The organism is Klebsiella sp. B345, from assembly GCF_051131735.1.
Classification (GTDB): Bacteria; Pseudomonadota; Gammaproteobacteria; order Enterobacterales; family Enterobacteriaceae; genus Klebsiella.
Map to the genome: position 1 here is coordinate 4789359 of NZ_CP180443.1, position 18050 is coordinate 4807408.

General features: G+C 53.7%; 18 protein-coding genes. 8 read left to right on the forward strand and 10 right to left on the reverse strand.

The window, feature by feature from the left end:
* Positions 1 to 45: 45 nt before the first annotated feature.
* Complete coding sequence (locus ACMYSO_RS22420; protein ID WP_434668002.1) at positions 46 to 1803, reverse strand: AAA family ATPase; 1758 nt, start codon at positions 1801 to 1803, stop codon at positions 46 to 48.
* A 184-nt stretch (positions 1804 to 1987) separates the two neighbouring features.
* On the opposite strand from ACMYSO_RS22420, the gene matP reads away from it, so the two are divergent.
* A complete protein-coding gene (matP, locus tag ACMYSO_RS22425) occupies positions 1988 to 2440 on the forward strand; it encodes a macrodomain Ter protein MatP (protein ID WP_123756203.1) in 453 nt (150 codons plus the stop codon).
* Positions 2441 to 2547: 107 nt separating this feature from the next.
* Here matP and ompA read toward each other — a convergent pair whose 3' ends face one another.
* Both ompA and sulA read right to left on the reverse strand, forming a co-directional pair.
* The gene (gene ompA / locus ACMYSO_RS22430) at positions 2548 to 3618 is read right to left on the reverse strand and encodes a porin OmpA (protein WP_434668004.1); all 1071 of its coding nucleotides are present in this window, start codon (positions 3616 to 3618) and stop codon (positions 2548 to 2550) included.
* Positions 3619 to 3970: 352 nt separating this feature from the next.
* The gene (gene sulA, locus ACMYSO_RS22435) at positions 3971 to 4480 is read right to left on the reverse strand and encodes an SOS-induced cell division inhibitor SulA (protein ID WP_434668007.1); all 510 of its coding nucleotides are present in this window, start codon (positions 4478 to 4480) and stop codon (positions 3971 to 3973) included.
* Between the two features lie 466 nt (positions 4481 to 4946).
* Here sulA and ACMYSO_RS22440 point away from each other — a divergent pair, with 466 nt between their 5' ends.
* Positions 4947 to 5570 carry a TfoX/Sxy family DNA transformation protein gene (locus ACMYSO_RS22440; RefSeq protein ID WP_434668010.1) on the forward strand — a complete coding sequence of 208 codons (624 nt, stop codon included), beginning with the start codon at positions 4947 to 4949 and terminating at the stop codon, positions 5568 to 5570.
* On the opposite strand, the gene yccS is transcribed toward ACMYSO_RS22440, so the two are convergent.
* Complete coding sequence (yccS, locus tag ACMYSO_RS22445; RefSeq protein ID WP_434668013.1) at positions 5558 to 7693, reverse strand: YccS family putative transporter; 2136 nt, start codon at positions 7691 to 7693, stop codon at positions 5558 to 5560. The genes ACMYSO_RS22440 and yccS overlap by 13 nt on opposite strands.
* 17 nt (positions 7694 to 7710) lie before the next feature.
* Positions 7711 to 8157 carry a YccF domain-containing protein gene (locus ACMYSO_RS22450; RefSeq protein ID WP_123756207.1) on the reverse strand — a complete coding sequence of 149 codons (447 nt, stop codon included), beginning with the start codon at positions 8155 to 8157 and terminating at the stop codon, positions 7711 to 7713.
* 247 nt (positions 8158 to 8404) lie between these two features.
* Here ACMYSO_RS22450 and helD point away from each other — a divergent pair, with 247 nt between their 5' ends.
* Positions 8405 to 10459, forward strand: coding sequence for a DNA helicase IV (helD, locus tag ACMYSO_RS22455; protein ID WP_434670858.1), 2055 nt, complete (start codon positions 8405 to 8407; stop codon positions 10457 to 10459).
* Positions 10460 to 10488: 29 nt separating this feature from the next.
* Here helD and mgsA read toward each other — a convergent pair whose 3' ends face one another.
* On the reverse strand, positions 10489 to 10947 hold the full coding sequence (gene mgsA / locus ACMYSO_RS22460; protein ID WP_123756253.1) for a methylglyoxal synthase: 459 nt from the start codon (positions 10945 to 10947) through the stop codon (positions 10489 to 10491).
* A gap of 154 nt (positions 10948 to 11101) precedes the next feature.
* Between mgsA and ACMYSO_RS22465 the strand changes: the two genes are divergently transcribed.
* A complete protein-coding gene (locus ACMYSO_RS22465) occupies positions 11102 to 11515 on the forward strand; it encodes a CoA-binding protein (RefSeq protein ID WP_123756208.1) in 414 nt (137 codons plus the stop codon).
* 44 nt (positions 11516 to 11559) lie between these two features.
* Here ACMYSO_RS22465 and hspQ read toward each other — a convergent pair whose 3' ends face one another.
* Both hspQ and rlmI read right to left on the reverse strand, forming a co-directional pair.
* Positions 11560 to 11877: a heat shock protein HspQ gene (hspQ, locus tag ACMYSO_RS22470; RefSeq protein ID WP_123753647.1), complete on the reverse strand. Its 318-nt coding sequence runs from the start codon at positions 11875 to 11877 to the stop codon at positions 11560 to 11562.
* 59 nt (positions 11878 to 11936) lie between these two features.
* Positions 11937 to 13139 carry a 23S rRNA (cytosine(1962)-C(5))-methyltransferase RlmI gene (rlmI, locus tag ACMYSO_RS22475; RefSeq protein WP_434668017.1) on the reverse strand — a complete coding sequence of 401 codons (1203 nt, stop codon included), beginning with the start codon at positions 13137 to 13139 and terminating at the stop codon, positions 11937 to 11939.
* Between the two features lie 190 nt (positions 13140 to 13329).
* Here rlmI and ACMYSO_RS22480 point away from each other — a divergent pair, with 190 nt between their 5' ends.
* The 3 genes from ACMYSO_RS22480 to yccX are packed head-to-tail and all read left to right on the forward strand — an operon-like array spanning position 13330 to position 15036.
* Positions 13330 to 13884 (forward strand): kinase inhibitor, encoded by a 555-nt coding sequence (locus ACMYSO_RS22480; protein ID WP_434668020.1) that lies wholly within the window; start codon positions 13330 to 13332, stop codon positions 13882 to 13884.
* A 30-nt stretch (positions 13885 to 13914) separates the two neighbouring features.
* Positions 13915 to 14703, forward strand: a complete 789-nt coding sequence (locus tag ACMYSO_RS22485; protein WP_434668022.1) for a helix-turn-helix transcriptional regulator — start codon at positions 13915 to 13917, stop codon at positions 14701 to 14703.
* A 51-nt stretch (positions 14704 to 14754) separates the two neighbouring features.
* Positions 14755 to 15036 (forward strand): acylphosphatase, encoded by a 282-nt coding sequence (gene yccX, locus ACMYSO_RS22490; protein ID WP_123753651.1) that lies wholly within the window; start codon positions 14755 to 14757, stop codon positions 15034 to 15036.
* On the opposite strand, the gene tusE is transcribed toward yccX, so the two are convergent.
* Together tusE and yccA are read right to left on the reverse strand one after the other, a co-directional pair.
* Positions 15033 to 15362, reverse strand: a complete 330-nt coding sequence (gene tusE, locus ACMYSO_RS22495) for a sulfurtransferase TusE (protein ID WP_434585683.1) — start codon at positions 15360 to 15362, stop codon at positions 15033 to 15035. The two genes, yccX and tusE, sit on opposite strands and share 4 nt — an antisense overlap.
* A gap of 88 nt (positions 15363 to 15450) precedes the next feature.
* Complete coding sequence (gene yccA, locus ACMYSO_RS22500; RefSeq protein ID WP_123753653.1) at positions 15451 to 16110, reverse strand: FtsH protease modulator YccA; 660 nt, start codon at positions 16108 to 16110, stop codon at positions 15451 to 15453.
* Positions 16111 to 16378: 268 nt separating this feature from the next.
* Between yccA and ACMYSO_RS22505 the strand changes: the two genes are divergently transcribed.
* Positions 16379 to 18007: an ABC transporter substrate-binding protein gene (locus ACMYSO_RS22505; protein ID WP_434668026.1), complete on the forward strand. Its 1629-nt coding sequence runs from the start codon at positions 16379 to 16381 to the stop codon at positions 18005 to 18007.
* Positions 18008 to 18050: the final 43 nt, after the last annotated feature.

Genomic DNA, 18050 nt, shown 5'->3' on the forward strand with positions numbered 1-18050 from the left:
TTCGGGACGCAGGATAGCTAACACGTGTAAGCTGAACAAGTCCGATCAGTTCGAACCTGAACCGCCTAACCAGCGTAGCGGCCACGGAAAACGGTGGCGACTCTCTTGCTGCGTCGCCTGTGCAATCCGTTCCTGAATGGTTTGCCGTAACGTTTGCCCTTCGCCATCCCATAGCAACTGGGTCAAAATGGGTATTGCTTCAGTGACATCTTCGACTGCCCAGATGAAAAACTGCTCATCGGCGACGGCCTGCTGGATCTCTGCAGACAGGCTCAGATGGCGGACGTTAGCTGCAGGAATGATCACGCCCTGTTTGCCGGTCAGCTCGCGCTGCTGGCAAATGGTAAAGAAGCCTTCGATCTTTTCATTGAGTCCGCCGACCGGCTGTACGCGACCAAACTGGTCCACGGAGCCGGTGATGGCGATGCTTTGATTGATGGGGACTCCCGCCAGTGCACTGATTAAGGCACACAGCTCGGCCATCGAGGCGCTGTCGCCGTCCACTTCACTGTAGGATTGCTCGAAGGTCAGTGAGGCGCTGAAAGGCAGCTGTTGTTCGAGCTCCAGCTCGGACATCAGAAACGCCTGCATGATCATCATGCCTTTGGCGTGAATGTTACCGCCCAGCTCCGCCTTGCGCTCCACGTCAATAAACTCACCGTCACCGATGTGTACGACGCAGCTAATGCGTGATGGCTCACCAAATGCGCGAGGATGGCCCGGGAATTCGATGACCGACAGGGCGTTGATCTGACCAATGCATTCGCCCTCGGTCTCAATCAGGATCTGTTCCTGCAAGATTTCATCCTGGATACGCTCGGCAAGATAGCCTTCACGCCACTCACGGCGTGCCAGCATGGTTTGCATCTCTTCGGCGGTGATCTGCTCACCTTCACAGAAGGCGGCCGCCTCACGCAGCTGACGAGCGATCCATTGCGGACAGAGTGGCAGCATCTCCTGGTCACCGGTATAGCGGGCCGCTTCCTGAATCAGCAGGGGCCAGGCGTCCGCCGCCAGGCCAGGCAACTCGAGCTGCTGCGCATTCTTCCAGACCCACTGGCACCATTGTTTCAGGGCGTCTTCATCAGCAATCTGCAGATTGTCTTCGTATTCGCTGTAAATTGCCTGTGCAGAGAGCTCAGGTTCCATCTCCTGGAAATCGGCCAGTGATTCGCGTTCACCGACCAGAATGACCTTCAGGTTGAGCGGCATCGAGGGAATGCTGACCGGCAGAGGACGGGACTCGTCAAGGGACAGCCAGTCAAAACGCTGGCGAATAACCATGCTTTTCAGGCGCATCCACAGCAGCGGCTGTGTCAGTAATGCCCGCAGGGAAATAATTAAGACGCCGCCGTTTGTGCGATGCACCAGGCCCGGCTGCAGCGAGATTTCGCCGTTAAATTGCCGTACGCAGCCAAAGAGCTGTTCTGCTTCGACCCAATCGGCAGTTTCAACCGGGGCGGTGCTGGCAAAATTATCGTCAGCGTGCGTTGCCGGTGTCAGGGTGACGTTTCCGCCGTTGACCTGGTAGCGAACGCCATACAGTGGGTCCGTCGGTTCAAATAACGTGCGGGTTTCTGTCGCCAGCCATTGCAGGTATTCCGCTTCTTCAGGGGCTTTAACCAGCATGAATGGCGAGATGGTCGGGGTCACAAGAAGTTGTTCCAGACCATAGAATAAGCGGGGCTGTAGCTCGCCTGCGAGGGATTCCTCAGCATGGGCTAAATCAGCTTGTGCAAACAGCGCCTGATAACTTTCCGTATCAGGAGCAAGGTCTTTTCGGGTCAGTTTCGTAATGGTCAAAGTCGCTGTTTTTAGTCAGATGTAAAGCGCGCGATTATACCTTATGCTGCGTCCGAGCACACGGAGGATTACATGTGCAGCGATGATAAGCGGGTTACCTGCATCACGAATGATGATTTATTCTCAGCACATCGGGAAAAAACTGATATCCTGAAATGAGTTACACGGTCACATTGAGATCGCAATGAAATATCAACAACTGGAAAATCTTGAAAGCGGCTGGAAATGGAATTATCTGGTAAAGAAGCACCGGGAAGGTGAGCTGATTACCCGCCATATTGAAGCCAGCGCAGCAAAAGCCGCGGTCGATGTCTTACTGACGCTCGAAAATGAACCGGTTCTGGTGCATACCTGGATTGAGCAGCATATGAATCCAGAATTAACCAACCGTATGAAGCAGACTATCCGGGCGCGTCGCAAGCGTCACTTTAACGCAGAGCACCAGCATACCCGTAAAAAGTCGATCGACCTGGAGTTCATCGTCTGGCAGCGTCTTGCTGGGTTGGCGCATCGACGTGGCAAAACATTGTCAGAAACCATCGTGCAGTTGATCGAGGACGCAGAGCATAAAGAGAAATATGCCAGCAAAATGTCCAGCCTGAAGCACGACTTGCAGGTACTGCTCGGTAAAGAGTGATGTTAAGAGTAGGGGGCTCGTGTCGTGGCGAGTAGCCGTTTACTTCGATATCTGAATTTAGCATAAAAAAAACCCCGCATCAGCGGGGTTTTTTATAGGTAGTAATCTTAAGCCTGCGGCTGAGATACTACGTCTTTGTAACCTTTAACTTCGATCTCTACGCGACGATCTGGGCCCAGGCAGTCGATCAGTGCAGCGCGAGCTTTCACGTTGTCACAGGTAGTGCCGGTAACCGGGTTGGATTCACCCATACCACGTGCGGAGATTTTGCCAGCCGGGATACCTTTAGAAACCAGGTAATCAACAACAGACTGAGCACGTTTCTCGGACAGCTGCTGGTTGTAAGCGTCAGAACCGATACGGTCGGTATAGCCCAGAACCACTGCAGAACCGTCTTTCGGATCCATGTTGCTCAGCTGGGTGTACAGCTGATCCAGAGCCTGCTGACCTTCCGGTTTCAGGGTAGATTTGTTGAAGTTAAACAGTACGTCAGACTTCAGGGTGAAGTGCTTGGTAGTTACTTCTGGAGCCGGAGCCGGAGCCGGAGCTACAACTGGAGCTGCTTCGTCCTGACCGAAACGGTAGGAAACACCCAGGCTCAGCATGCCGTTATCCGGACGCGCGCCAACGGTACCTGCATCACCGATGTTGTTAACCCACTGGTATTCCAGACGAGTAGCGATGTCACGAGTAACAGCCCACTCTAAACCACCAGCAAATACTGGGGATACGCCAGTGTCGTGTTCGCTGCGGGAAACGCCGGTAGAACCGTAGTTGCCATCAGCGTCTGCACGCCAAACCATACCACCCAGACGGGTATAGATATCCAGATCGTCAGTGATCGGGTAACCCAGTTTAGCGGTCAGCTGAACGCCTTGAGCTTTGAATGCGCCGTTGTCTACGCTGCCTTTGTATGCAACGCGACCCAGCCAGTCGTAACCCATTTCAAAACCAAGGTACGGGTTAACCTGGTAACCACCGAACGCACCAGCACCAAGCTGGCTGTTATGGGTAGGACCGTTGTTGTTCTGGAAACCGTTACCGTAGAAACCGGTATCGTGATACTGGGACCAACCCAGTTTACCACCTGCATACCAGGTGTTATCTTTCGGTGCGGCCTGCGCTACGGTAGCGAAGCCAGCCAGTGCCACTGCAATCGCGATAGCTGTCTTTTTCATTTTTTGCGCCTCATTATCATCCAAAATTCGCCATGAAGGTACAAAAGACCTCACGGTTAAATCCTTCACCCGGGGCGTGACTTGTTGTTAACTATGCTGATACATGCAGCGTAAGCCGATCACCCCTGGCGATGTAAAGTCTACAACTTAGTTCGAAACTTACAAGTGTGAACTCCGTCAGGCATATGAAAAAAAAGGGTTGTATACACATTATTTAACAAATATGGTTGATTTTCGTTCGGCAAAAAAAGCTGCGAAACCGCATCAGACAGGCGTTTCGACAAAAATGACCATTTTCAGAATGTGGAATTGGTGCGATCAAAAAAAATTCTAGGATTCATCCTAATTTAGCTTAATGATACAAATTAGAGTGAATTTTTAGGCCGCTGAGTTGTCTCCCACCCTGGTTCATATTCCCAACAGGGCGCATGATGAAGCCCATGGCATGACCTTCCTCTGCTGCGATGACCAGGCGTTCGTGCTCGTCAGCAGTAAGTTCATCTGACAACCAGCCAATAACAACACTGTAATTGCCGGTACGGAGCGCGCGGATCATTGATTCTAAGGTGTTGCATGGAGACAGCTGGCTGATCTGCATCACCTTGGTTAATGGTAAACCAGCAGACTGCACCCACTCGCGGCTCAGTTTCTGTTTCGGCGTTAGCCAGAGCTGCCAACGTGACTGCTGTCCCAACTGCTGTAATAAAGGTAGCAGGAGTAGCTGTGTCATCATAGGTTGATCCTCGCGATAGACAATTTCACTAATCAGCCCGCTGGCTGGTTGTTCGGTGACGTCTTGCGAGTGGCGACGTACGGAAGCAGAAGTCAGTGATGAACGGTTTGCGTAAGCTGAAGTGAACATAGTCTATCCCGCCTGTGAGTTACTGTATGAATGTACAGTATATCGACCAGGGGAAAAGATCAACCTCATTCATCATTTTTCTGGTTGAAAAATGTACATCTTCCTGGTGCAATCTCTGCCAGCCCGTGCAGGCTGTGGAGGGAGGAAGGCAAACTTTTTTGTGCGCAGCAGATTGTCATGTGCAGGTCATGTGCAGGTTGTCCTTCTTAACCGTACCGCGCGTTCACCACAATCGTACCGTAGCCAGCTTATTTCGGTCACCAGCCATAAGGACGCTTTCTGCATTCTATTGCACGGTATTTCATATGTTCGAGGATAAATTTCTGAAAGCATCTCGCAAAACGATGTGTTAATTGAGATGAGTGTAAAAATCATCTTGCCGAAATAAAAGAAGTTACTTATTTTCTATTATTAACGGATCTGTTAAAAAATAAATTCTGCTCACATGATTAACAAAGGAATAATCATGAAGAAAATGCCATCTCAACGGTTTCATCAATTTCAAGAGTGCTTATCATCATTAGGGAAAATACGTTGTCGACCGCTATTTGGCGGCTATAGTCTGGCAATAGATAATACCGTATTTGCCATGGTGGCGGAGGGGGAGGTTTACCTAAAAGTGTGCGAGCAAAGCGCAGCTTACCGCATTGAGCATGCTGCACCGCTTCTGGTTATGAAAAAAAGCGGCCGCCCGATTTTATTAAAATATTATCAAGTTGATGAAGCGCTTTGGTGTGATAGTGAAATGCTGTTCAAACTCTCAGAGTTTTCATTACATACCGCGCAAAACGAAAAAAACCAGCAACGTGCTTCAGGACGTCTGAAAGACCTGCCAAATATGAGTTTTCATATGGAGCTAATGCTCATTCATGTAGGGGTAACAGATGAACAAACATTGCGTCATGTGGGTGCAAAAAACGTATGGTTAAAATTGCGGGAATCTAATAAAGCACTCTCACTGAATATTCTCTATGCATTAGAGGGCGCGATTGTGGGTGTGCATGCTGCAGCGCTCCCGGTGCAATGTCGGCGGGAGCTTGCAGAATGGGCTGGCGGCCAGCACCGTGATATTGATGGCTACTCCGGTTGAATCGCAACCTGTTTTTGTAAGCGGCATATTTCCGGTAACAGCGCCAGTAGCAGGCCAATTTGCTGGAGCACCAGCGGTTCTTTACTATCAGGCTGGGGCTCGAGATGCTGGATCCGGGTCTGCAAACTATTGAGCGCCTGCTGCACCCGATGTTCGTCGGATGGCCTGTGGTGCAGCGCATCATCGACATAACAAACGGCATCATCAAGCAGCGCCAGAATATCTGGTGTAGTGAGTTTCTCCCGGTGCGCGCCCAGGGCGGAAATATAGCTGGTAAACGTATGATTCAGGCATAGCAGACGGAATGCGGTTTCGCGCAGTGCGGCATTAGCCCGAGGCTCCGTAGACAGGTTCGAGACCACTGAGGCAAGTTCGCCATCCCGGCTATGGGCATCGCGACGCGCGACGCGATATGCCAGACGATTATCGCGTCCCTGGTGGTACTGCTCAAGAATCGCATCCAGGTAGCGGCAGTTGGCATTGATCGCTTGATCCAGCACGCGCGGCAGATTACGAAACTTCCAGTCAGGCCAGATAAAACTCACTGCTGCCCAGGCGATAGCACAGCCCATCAACGTATCGAAAATACGTGGTAACGCGACTTCGAATCCCTCGCCTAACAGATTAAAACAGAGCAGGACCAGTAGGGTGATAAACATCGTCGCGTGGGCATACTGCACATTGCGAAAAGCGAAGAACAGTACACCTGTCAGGACAATCAACAGCAGTTGCCCTTCCACGGAAGGCACCAGTAGTAATAAAGGTAGGCCGATAGCGACGCCAATCAGGGTACCGATAATCCTAAGGGCGAGCCGGTGTCGCGTGGCGTTATAGTTCGGCTGGCAGACAAACAGGCTCGTCAGAAGTATCCAGTAGCCGTGATTCAGCCCGGTAAACTGGATAAACGCATAACCCGCACAGAGCACCAGTGACATTCGCACCGCATGGCGGAACAGCGCTGATTCAGGCGACATATTACGGCGCAGGCGCAGCCAGATATCGCTGAAGCCGCTTAGCCTGTCGTCCAGCAGCAAATTTTCGGTATTGCTGTTGGAAGGCGCAATAGTCTGTACCGACTCAATGGTTGCCAGTTGGGCATCGATCGCTCGTAAATTGTTAAGCAGAAAGCCCAGAGCCTTGATTTGCTCGACAGGGGCACCGCTGGCACGTACGCGATCGAGGGCGGAATCAAGATGCATAAAGGCCCGTTCGAAATGGGCATCATGCTGATAGGGTTCACGTAACAGAATCGCGCGAGATAATTTTTGACATGCCTGGGCCTGCATCGACAGCATTCGCTGAAAACGAAACATCACATCGCTATAACGAAAATGGTCGCGCAGCGTTTGATACTGAATGTGGGAGGAGCTTGCGCGTTCGTGAATATCCTGGGCCACGAAGTAATATTGCAATGTGCGGCGAGTGCCGCGTTGGCCACGGTCACCCCGCAGGCGCGTCAGCAGCGAGGCTTTGGTCTGATTCAGCGTGGTAACCAGTTGGCCATTTGCAATGGCTAAATCGTATAACGGCGCCTGACTCTCATCTTCGATATCCGGGTCAAACAGACGGGATTTGAGCTCCAGATAGCGAGCCAGTTGCTCATAACTACGTGCCAGATTGTCCTGGAGAGGGCGAATCGGAAAAATGATATGCCCGGCGAGCGTCAGCACGTTGTACCAGACCGCTCCGGTCAATAAAAATAGCGGTTGCAGGTACCAGCGATCGTAGAGCGTGGTCCCCAGCATGGTATAGATGGCTATCAGCAACGCGCCAAATGCGATGGTGGCATAGCGCTGCCCCAGTCCGCCGAGCAGAATAAACCCTGTCGTCGAGACGGTTAAACCGAGCGCAAACAGCCACGGCCACGGAAAAAGCAGTTCCACTGACGCTGAAGCAATAAAAAAGCACACCAGAGTGATGGCAAGGTTGCGCAGTCGACCGGTCAAACGGTCATCGAGGTCAGTCAGGGCTGCTGCAACCACACCCAGCGTCAGAGGAATGGTGAGTTTTACTTCGCCAAGCCACCACGGAACGGCGGTTGTGCCGCAAAGTGCTATAAAAATCCTGGCGTTATATAGCCAGGTGCTGTTCCATGTATAACGACGTAGCAAGGGGCTAAGCATGGGGTTCTTCCGTTCGGTTACTGAAAGCGACGGCGCGCATTGGCTTCCCGCGCAGCGCGGGCAGTTTCGACGGAAACCACTCTGCGTCCTACCGGCCACAGTGCAATGGCGGCGATTTTAAAATTGGCGATACCAACCGGGATCCCGATGATGGTCACACATTGCGCGATGCCGCTGAAGATATGCATCAGGCAAAGCCACCAGCCGAAAAAGATAAACCACAGAATATTCAACAGCGTACCGCCGGTGTTGAGCAGCGCACTTTTTCTTTGCGGCTCCAGTTCATCAACATGAATCGCTTCATTGCCATAAGGCAGAAGAGACAGCCGGGTAATTTCCCAGCAGGAGCGGGTTAACGGCAGCGTGAAAATCAGAATGATGCTGACCAGTGTTGCCAGCAACCAGCCCAGGGTGGTTGCGAAACCACCAAGGATAAAGTTCAAAATATTCAGAATGGTACGCATAAACCCTCAGTTCAGTCCTGGAGATAATATCCCCGTCATACTTCAGGCTGCCTGTGCGCTGGCGATGCTCGCTCACCGGAACGACTGATCTGAGTACGCTCATCGGGGTTCGCCCACCTGCCGCTGCGCTGCAACTTGCAGTATGCCGGGTATAAGACCCGACCATTGTAACGTTTTTTACGCTGGAGCACCTGGTCACAGGCGGTTAAACTTGAAAACATCCAACCTGATTGATATTCGGCATTATATGGAACTTAAAGCGACAACATTAGGCAAGCGCATGGCACAGCATCCTTACGACAGGGTGCAACTGCTTAACGCCGGAGTAAAGGTATCTGGTGATAACCATGAATATATCATACCTTTCAATCAGTTACTGTCTATTCATTGCAAGCGAGGCCTGGTGTGGGGCGAGCTGGAGTTCGTTCTGCCGGACAGCAAAGTGGTGCGTTTGCACGGTACCGAATGGAATGAGACGCAACGTTTCTTTCATCATCTGAATACGCTCTGGCAGCAGTGGAGTACGGAAATGAGCAACATTTCCGCCGATGTTCTCCGCCAGTTGCTGGTGGACGCGGGTCGCGCCAGCGCAGAAGGTAAATGGTTGACCCGTCAACAGGTCGCTGAAGTACAGGGAAAGATTCGCCGGGCGCTCGCCGGGTTGCCGATGCCGACCAGCCGCCTCGATGCCTTTGAGAACTGCCGTGAGCTGTGGCAGGAGTGCCAACGCTGGCTGGCCGATACTGAAACCGCGCGCCTTGCCCATAACCAGGCATTTACTCAGGCGATGCTGGAACAGTACAGCGGCTTTTTTGCCGGGATAGAATCCTCACCGCTAAACCCGGCACAGGCCAGGGCGGTGGTAAACGGTGAGCGCTCGTTGTTGGTACTGGCCGGTGCTGGAAGCGGAAAAACATCAGTCCTGGTGGCCCGCGCCGGCTGGCTGCTGACGCGAGGCGAAGCCGCTCCCGACCAGATCCTGCTGCTGGCGTTTGGTCGTCAGGCAGCCCAGGAGATGGACGAGCGCATCCGCGAGCGCTTGAGCTCTGACGATATTACAGCACGCACCTTTCACTCGCTGGCGCTGCATATTATTCAGCAAGGTAGCAAAAAAGTGCCCGCCATCAGCAAGCTGGAGAGCGATAGTTCCGCGCGGCAGGACCTGTTGCTGAAAAACTGGCGTCTGCAGTGCCAGGAAAAAAAAGCACAGGCAAAAGGCTGGCGCCAGTGGCTGGAAGAAGAGATGGACTGGCAGGTGCCAGATGGCGACTTCTGGCAGGACAAGAAAATACAGCGGCGAATGGCCAGCCGTCTCGATCGCTGGGTCAGCCTGATGCGTATGCACGGCGGTTCACAGGCTGAGATGATTGCCGGGGCGCCGGAAACGGTGCGCGATCTGTTCGGCAAGCGCGTTAAGCTGATGGCACCGCTGTTGAAAGCGTGGAAAACGGCGCTGAAAGAGGAAAACGCGGTCGATTTCTCCGGGCTGATACACCAGGCAGTAAATATTCTGGATAAAGGTCGGTTTGTTAGTCCATGGAAGCATATTCTGGTGGATGAGTTTCAGGATATCTCACCTCAGCGTGCCGCGCTGCTTGCCGCTTTACGCCGGCAAAATACCCAGACCACGCTGTTTGCCGTTGGCGACGACTGGCAGGCCATTTACCGCTTTAGCGGCGCTCAACTCTCTCTGACAACGGCCTTCAACCACTATTTTGGTGAGGGCGATTGCTGTGCACTGGACACTACCTACCGATTTAATGGTCGCATTGGCGAGGTGGCGAACGGGTTTATCCAGCAAAACCCACACCAGATGAGCAAACCGCTGAACAGCCTGACCGCCGGAGACAAAAAGTCGGTGACCTTATTGGCCGACGATAAGCTCGACGATCTACTGGATAAACTCAGTGGCTATGCGAAACCGGAACAGCGGATCCTGCTACTGGCCCGTTACCATCACCTGAAACCTGAGGCGTTGGAAAAAGCGGCCACCCGCTGGCCACACCTGCAGCTTGATTTTATGACCATTCATGCCAGCAAAGGCCAGCAGGCGGACTACGTGATTATTTTGGGGCTTCAGGAGGGTGACGATGCGTTTCCGGCGCCAGCTCGCGAATCGATCATAGAGCAGGCGTTGTTGCCGCAGCCAGAGGATTTCCCGGATGCCGAAGAGCGACGTCTGCTGTATGTCGCGATGACGCGCGCACGGTTGCGCGTCTGGCTGTTGTTCAACAAAGCTCAGCCTTCGCCTTTCGTTGAAATGTTAGAAGCGCTTGATGTGCCGGTGGCGAGAAAACCGTAAGAAGCTGGCGGACTCGCCGCCAGCCGGACTTACTTAAGACGTTCGGCGAGGTAACGTTGATAATCCGGGATCAGGATATCGAGCGGCTCATTGAAGGTCGGCGACAGAATAATAAAGTCGGCCGTTGACGCATTGGTAGCGACAGGGATGTTCCAGACCGTCGCAAGGCGCAGCAGCGCTTTCACGTCCGGATCGTGCGGTACCGCGTTGAGCGGGTCCCAGAAGAAGATCAGTACATCGATCTTCCCTTCCGAGATCAGTGCACCAACCTGCTGATCGCCGCCCATCGGGCCGCTCAGCATCGCGTTCACCTCAAGCCCGGTCGCCCGGGAAATCAGGTTACCGGTGGTGCCGGTTGCATAGAGTTCGTGCTGGGCCAGCAGCGGCTGGTGGCGCGTAACCCATTTCATCAGCATATCTTTACAGTGATCGTGAGCAACCAGCGCGATATGTTTGCGTGCCGGTAACGTACGTGTCGTCAGTTCCATAATTTCATTCCACATTTTGACCTGCAGACAGATTACTGGAAGTGACTGCTGCTGCAAGCGTCTGGGCGAAAAATTTTGACGCATCCGTAAGTTAGGATGGATGGCCCGTTCGCCTGGATTAGCTTACACTTGGGCTAAATAGCGGGAGGATAAAATGAAAGAGAACGATATCGCAGCCATTCTGAACTCAACACAGACGATTGCGCTGGTGGGAGCGAGTAACAAACCCGACCGGCCCAGCTATCGAGTGATGAAATACCTTCTGGAGCAGGGGTATCACGTGATCCCGGTTTCACCAAAAGTCGCTGGCACCACGTTGCTGGGACAGCAAGGCTATGCCACGCTCGGCGATGTGCCGGAGAAGGTGGATATGGTTGATGTATTCCGTAACTCCGATGCTGCCCTGGGCGTCGCGCAAGAGGCCATCGCGATTGGCGCCAAAACCCTGTGGTTACAGCTGGGCGTCATTAACGAGCAGGCGGCCGTGCTGGCGCGCGAGGCGGGGCTCAACGTGGTGATGGATCGTTGCCCGGCGATAGAAATACCGCGCCTGGGGCTGTCGAGGTAAATAAAAACCCCGCTGCGGCGGGGTTTTTTCATGTTAGCGGCGTCTTAGTTACGTAGCCGCGGCGCCTGTAGCTGCTGGCGAATCGTTCTGGCCAGTTCGTCCATGGACGGCTGCTCCGGATGCTCATCGCTGGTTTCGCTACTCAATTGCGCTTCCGCAAGATAAGTGTGGATCGGCTGTCCGTCCTCATCTTCCATCACCACATGATACCAGGGAGATGCGCGCAGTTCGTCATTGGCGGCAATTTCGTCCTCTTCAGGCTCGGAGAGCGAGTATTGTGGATCGATATCAACCACCACGCCAAGATAGCCCAATAGCGTATGGCGGACCTGTTGCCCGATACCGAATTTGCTGGCAATCATAAGCACCTCCTGGGAAACGTCATTACCTGCTATATGCGGGCAAGGTTTCACTTTTCAAGTTACATGACGCGACAGGCAAACCCTTTCAGATACAGCCCTTCCGGGTAGGTTGCGATCACCGGGTGATCGGCAGCCTGACGGAACTGTTCTATAAATTGTACATCACGTCCGGCGTCAATTGCGGCATCGGCGATGATTTTCTGAAATAAATCGGTCGCCATCAAACCGGAACAGGAGAAGGTCAGCAGAATGCCGCCGGGGTTCAACAGTTGAATCGCTAACATGTTGATATCTTTATAGCCACGGCAGGCGCCCATCAGCTGGTTTTTGTTCTCCACGAACTTTGGCGGGTCCATGACAATCACGTCAAACTTCTCACCCTGATCGCGATATTTACGCAGCAGTTTAAACACGTCGTCGCGGACAAATTCGGCTTTGGAAAGGTCCAGTTTGTTGAGCTCAACGTTTTGCTTCGCAACGTCCAGCGCCTCCTGGGAGGTATCTACGCTAATCACCTCACGGCAGCCGCCCATCAGCGCAGAGACGGCGAAACCGCCGGTATAAGAGAAGCAGTTCAGCACGCGTTTATCGGCGACGTAGCGACGGGTTGCCAGTCGGCTGTCGCGCTGATCGAGGTAGTAGCCGGTTTTGTGGCCACCCTGAATATCGACCAGCAGCTGCATGCCGTGTTCGGTGATTGGCAGCAACGCGGGTGGCAGGTCGCCGGTGACCAGACCCTGCGCCAGTTCCAGACCTTCTTTTTTACGTACGGCGACATCACTACGATCGTAAATCGAGCAGTCCGGGAACAGGGTCTGCAGTGCGCTAACGATGGCGGCACGCTGATACTCGGCGCCGGCACTTAACAGCTGCAGGACGAAAAAGTTACCGAAACGGTCAATTGTGACGCCAGGCAGTCCGTCAGACTCGCCGGCGATCAGGCGATAGCTGTCGAGGCCGTCGCGGGCGGCCAGCCATTCACGCCAGGTTTGCGCTTGCTGCAAACGACGTTCGAAAAAGGCGGTATCGATAGTTTCCTGGCGATCGAAGCTCCAGACGCGCGCGCGAATCTGCGATGACGGCGACCAGGCACCACGGGCCAGCCATTTTCCCTGCGAATCGACGATGTCGATGGTTTCGCCGGAACGGGCTTTACCTTCCATACGGGCAATGGCGCCGGAGAACACCCAGGGATGGCGACGCAGCAGGGATTTCTCGCGTCCTTTGGATAACACTAAGCGGGGGAAAATGGAATCTGTCATGGGGCTACCTTTAAGCAACGGGAATGTCGGCACCGAAAAATGGCGCGTAGGTTAGCACAAGTGGCTGGCGCAAGCATCTTTCCACCGGTGGCGACAGCTGAGCGTTTCGGCACAAAATGCAGACGCTTCGGCACAATAAAAAACCGCGGTCGATCTTACAGTGTTTCCTCACCCAATGGAGGACAATACGATGAAAACAGGATCCCGGTTAGCAGCAATGTTGATAGTGGCTATCATTACCAGCGCAGCGGCAGCACCATTTCGCGTTACCAGTAGTGATATGCGCGAAGGTGATAGCCTGGCGGCGACTCAGTTGTTTCAGGGCTTTGGTTGTTCAGGGGGGAATATCTCGCCCCAGTTGGCCTGGGAAAATGCGCCCTCAGGCACCCGCAGTTTCGCGATAACCGCCTACGACCCGGATGCGCCAAGCGGCAGCGGCTGGTGGCATTGGACGGTGGTGAATATCCCCGCGACGGTTTCCCACCTGTCTGCTGGTGCCGGAGCTAAAAATAACGCTAAACTGCCTGCTGGTGCGGTGCAGGGCCGAAATGACTTTGGTTACGCCGGGTTTGGCGGCGCCTGCCCGCCAGCCGGCGATAAACCACACCGTTATCGTTTTACGGTGTGGGCACTGGACACGCCAGCGTTACCCATCGACGCCCAGGCCAGCGGCGCGTTAGTCGGGTTTATGGTACGCAGCCATGTTATTGCCAGCGCGCAGCTGACGGCAATGTCGGGGCGCTAAACGACAGACAGCGAGATACAGAGAGTCCAGATGCGCAGTATTCACTTTCAGCATAATGCATTGTCGGCGGCGGAAATTAGCTCCCGTCGGCTCTATAAACTGCACCGCGTCAGGTTGTTCTCACCGGCGCTGTGTCGGGTGAACCGTGGGAGCAAGATCATCGTGCAGGGCGCCAGCCAGATGCTGGCGACGCCGCAGCAGCTGATCATCCTGCCCGCTGACATCGAACTCGAAGTGATTAATCAGCCGGAGAATGGCTTATTTTGTTCCGATTTGCTCTCTTTGACGCCTGAGCTGTTGGCCGATTTTAAAACGCGATATCTGAATGAGCCGCCGCCCGGTCGACTGACGTCCCTGTGCGCGCCGGTGACGCCGGAACTATCGTTTATGTGGCAGAACGTCCTGCAGGTGGTTCGCGGCGGATTATCGACGGAGCTGCAACATCACCAGGCGATGGGGTTGCTGCTGGCGTTGCAGCAGGCGGGCTACGCCGGGCCGTTACTGCATGAGCGGCAACAGGATCTGACGGGCCAGGTGCGGCAAATTATTATGCTGTCACCGGCGGACGAGTGGAGCGTGCCTCGGGTGGCGAAGATGCTGTTTCTCGGCGAATCGACGTTACGCCGCCGTTTACAACTGGAGTCGCAAAGTTTTCGCCTGATTGTTGAGGAGGTGCGAATGGCTTTCGCATTAGGCCAGCTGCAATCGACCTCGCTGCCCATCGGCGAGATCGCACGCAACAGCGGCTATCAGTCCGGTTCTCGTTTTACCGCACGCTTTCGTCAGCATTACGGCCTGTTGCCGAAGCATGTGCGTTAGCAAAAGTTTGCTATTCTCAGCATCAAAGGTAGCCACAAAAGGAGAGCAATCATGGCGACAATCTGCACCATGGCGTGGGTCTATGGTTCCGTTCAGGGCGTGGGGTTTCGCTACTCGACGCAGCGGGAAGCGCTACGCTTAGGGCTGACGGGTTACGCGCGTAATCTTGACGATGGCAGTGTGGAAGTGCTGGCCTGCGGCGAAGAGGAACAGGTGGCGGCGTTAATTACGTGGCTACAGGCGGGCGGACCGCGTAGTGCGCGGGTTGACAGGGTGAATACGGAACCTCATCAACCCACCAGAGAATGGCAAAAATTTGCCATTCTGTACTAGATGCATTTCACCGGTTTAGGCAGGCCGGCAACTTTAGTCGCCTGTTTTGCTGGGCCTTTCGGGAACAGACGGTAGAGATAGCGGCTGTTGCCTTTCTCTTCGCCAAACTTATTGGCCATCGCCTTCACCAACATGCGGATAGCGGGCGAGGTATTGAATTCCAGATAAAAATCGCGCACGAAGCGCACCACTTCCCAGTGTTCAACGGAGAGGGTGATGCCTTCCTGTTCGGCGATAACCTCCGCCATTGCCTCGTTCCACAGCGTGGTATCTTTCAGATAGCCTTCGCTATCGGTCTCTATTTCATTGCCTTCAAAGATAAACATAATTCTTCACATACCGTCCAGACTGGCGGCAGTTTAGCAAAAAATAAGGCCCCGCATAAGCAGGGCCTGTGAACTACGGTACGAGAGGTTAGTCTCTGCTTGCGAAGCCAAGGATGCTCAGCAGGCTGATGAAGATGTTGTACAGCGACACGTAAAGGCTCACGGTAGCGCGGATATAGTTGGTTTCGCCGCCGCGGATGATGTTGCTGGTTTCAAACAGGATTGCGCCGGAAGAAATCAGGATAAACACCGCGCTGATTGCCAGGTGCAGAGCCGGCAGCTGCAGGAAGATGTTCGCCACCATACCGATAAGCACCACCACTACGCCGGCCATCAGCATACCGCCGAGGAAGGACATGTCTTTACGCGTGGTCAGCACGTAGGCCGAGCAGCAGAAGAACACCAGTGCGGTACCGCCCAGCGCCAGGCCGATCAGGTCGCCCATGCCCGCGGACAGGTAGGCATTCAGCATCGGGCCAAGGATATATCCCAGGAAGCCGGTAAAGGCGAATGCCGCCAGAATCCCGGTCGGCTTGTTGGCCAGTTTATAGGTCAGGAACATCAGACCATACATCCCGACCAGCGTCAGAATCAGCCCCGGAGAGGGCAGCATCAGTACCGTACTGGCCGTCGCCGTGATAGCGGAAAATGCCAGTGTCAGACTGAGGAGAAAATAGGTGTTCCGCAGAACTTTGTGCGTGCTGAGCAGCGATGAACGGTCACGCGACGACGTAATTATACGATCCATGAGTCACTCTCTTATGACAGATGTAATTAATAACGAAGCATAAAAAAACCACGCCAGAAGCCATAGTGCTTTTACCCATCTTTACTTTGCCTCACAGCGCAATGTCATAGCATTTTATTCTAATAAATGATGCTAAGGCGGTGCGTTTGTGCGTTTGGCATCAGGAACCAGATCGGAATCTGATAGGTCACTGAAAGATATTGCGTTATTGCCATTCTGTGGCTAAGTGTGGAGAGGGTACAAACGAAGCGTAATAAAGGCAAGGGATATGAAATCACAAAAATACAATCACATCACACAAGCATTACTGGCTATCGGTTTACTCTGCTCGACGGCAACGGCTTTCGCCGCCCAGGTGCCACCGGGTACGGTGCTGGCAGAAAAGCAGGAGCTGGTCAGAAATAACGGCAGCGAGCCGGCGTCGCTGGACCCGCATAAAGTCGAAAGCGATGTTGAGTTTAATATCATCAGCGATCTGTTCGAAGGGCTGGTCAGCGTCTCGCCGACAGGTGAGATTCAGCCGCGTCTGGCGGAGAAGTGGGATAATAAAGATAACACCGTCTGGACCTTCCATTTACGTCCTGGCATCACCTGGTCTGACGGGACCGCCATCACCGCACAGGATATTGTCTGGAGCTGGCAACGTCTGGTGTCGCCGCTGACTGCGTCGCCGTACGCCAGCTATCCCGGTAATATGCACATCGTGAATGCGCAGGAGATTGCCGAGGGGAAAAAAGCGCCGGAAACGCTGGGCGTGAAAGCAATTGATGATGACACCTTTGAAGTGACGTTGACGCAGCCGAACGCTGCGTTTCTGGCGATGCTGGCGCACCCTTCGCTGGCGCCTATTGATAAAGTGCTGGTGAACCGTTTTGGCGAGCAGTGGACCAAACCGCAGCATATGGTGACCAGCGGTCCTTATAAGCTGTCCGCGTGGGTGGTTAACGAGCGCATCGTCGCTGAACGTAACCCGCGCTATTGGGATAATGCGCATACCGTTATCAACAAAGTGACCTATCTGCCGATTCATTCGGAAGCGGCCGACGTCAACCGTTATAAAGCCGGTGAAATCGACATTGTCTATACGGTGCCGATCAACCAGTTTGCCCAGCTTAAAAAAACCATGGGCGATCAGTTGGACGTTTCGCCGCAGCTGGCGACCTACTACTACGAGTTCAATACGACCAAACCACCGTTTAACGATCCGCGCGTCCGCCTGGCGCTGAATATGGCGTTGGATAAAGACATCATCGCTGAAAAAGTGTTGGGGCAGGGGCAGCGTCCGGCCTGGCTGATCAGTCAGCCTGACATTGGGGGCGTAAAGCTGCAAAACCCGGATTATGCCAGCTGGCCGCGGGATAAACGGATTGCCGAGGCTAAAAAGCTGCTGACTGAGGCCGGGTACAGCGATGCGCATCCGCTGGTGTTTAATCTGTTGTACAACACCTCAGAATCGCACCAGCGCGTAGCGATTGCTGCCAGTTCGATGTGGAAGAAAAACCTTGGCGTGGAAGCGAAGCTGCAAAATCAGGAATGGAAGACGATGCTCGACACCATGCACACGCATACTTTTGATGCGGTGCGCTACGCGTGGATTGCCGATTACGATGATGCGGCCACCTTCCTGAATAACTTCCGCACCGGCGACAGTGAAAACACCAGCCAGTACAGCAATCCTGCCTATGACGAAGCGTTGAAGAACGCCGCCAAAGCGCCAGATGTTGTCGCCCGCGGCAAGTTCTACCAGCAGGCAGAGGATTTACTGGGGAAAGAGGTGCCCGCGATCCCGGTCTATCACTATGTCAGAACGCACCTGGTGAAGCCGTGGGTAGGCGGATTTACACCGGATAAGCTGGGGTACTACTTCACGAAAGATATGTACATCAAAAAACATTGACCGTAGCCGGCCCGATTTGCGTATTTTTTTTATGCAATATGCC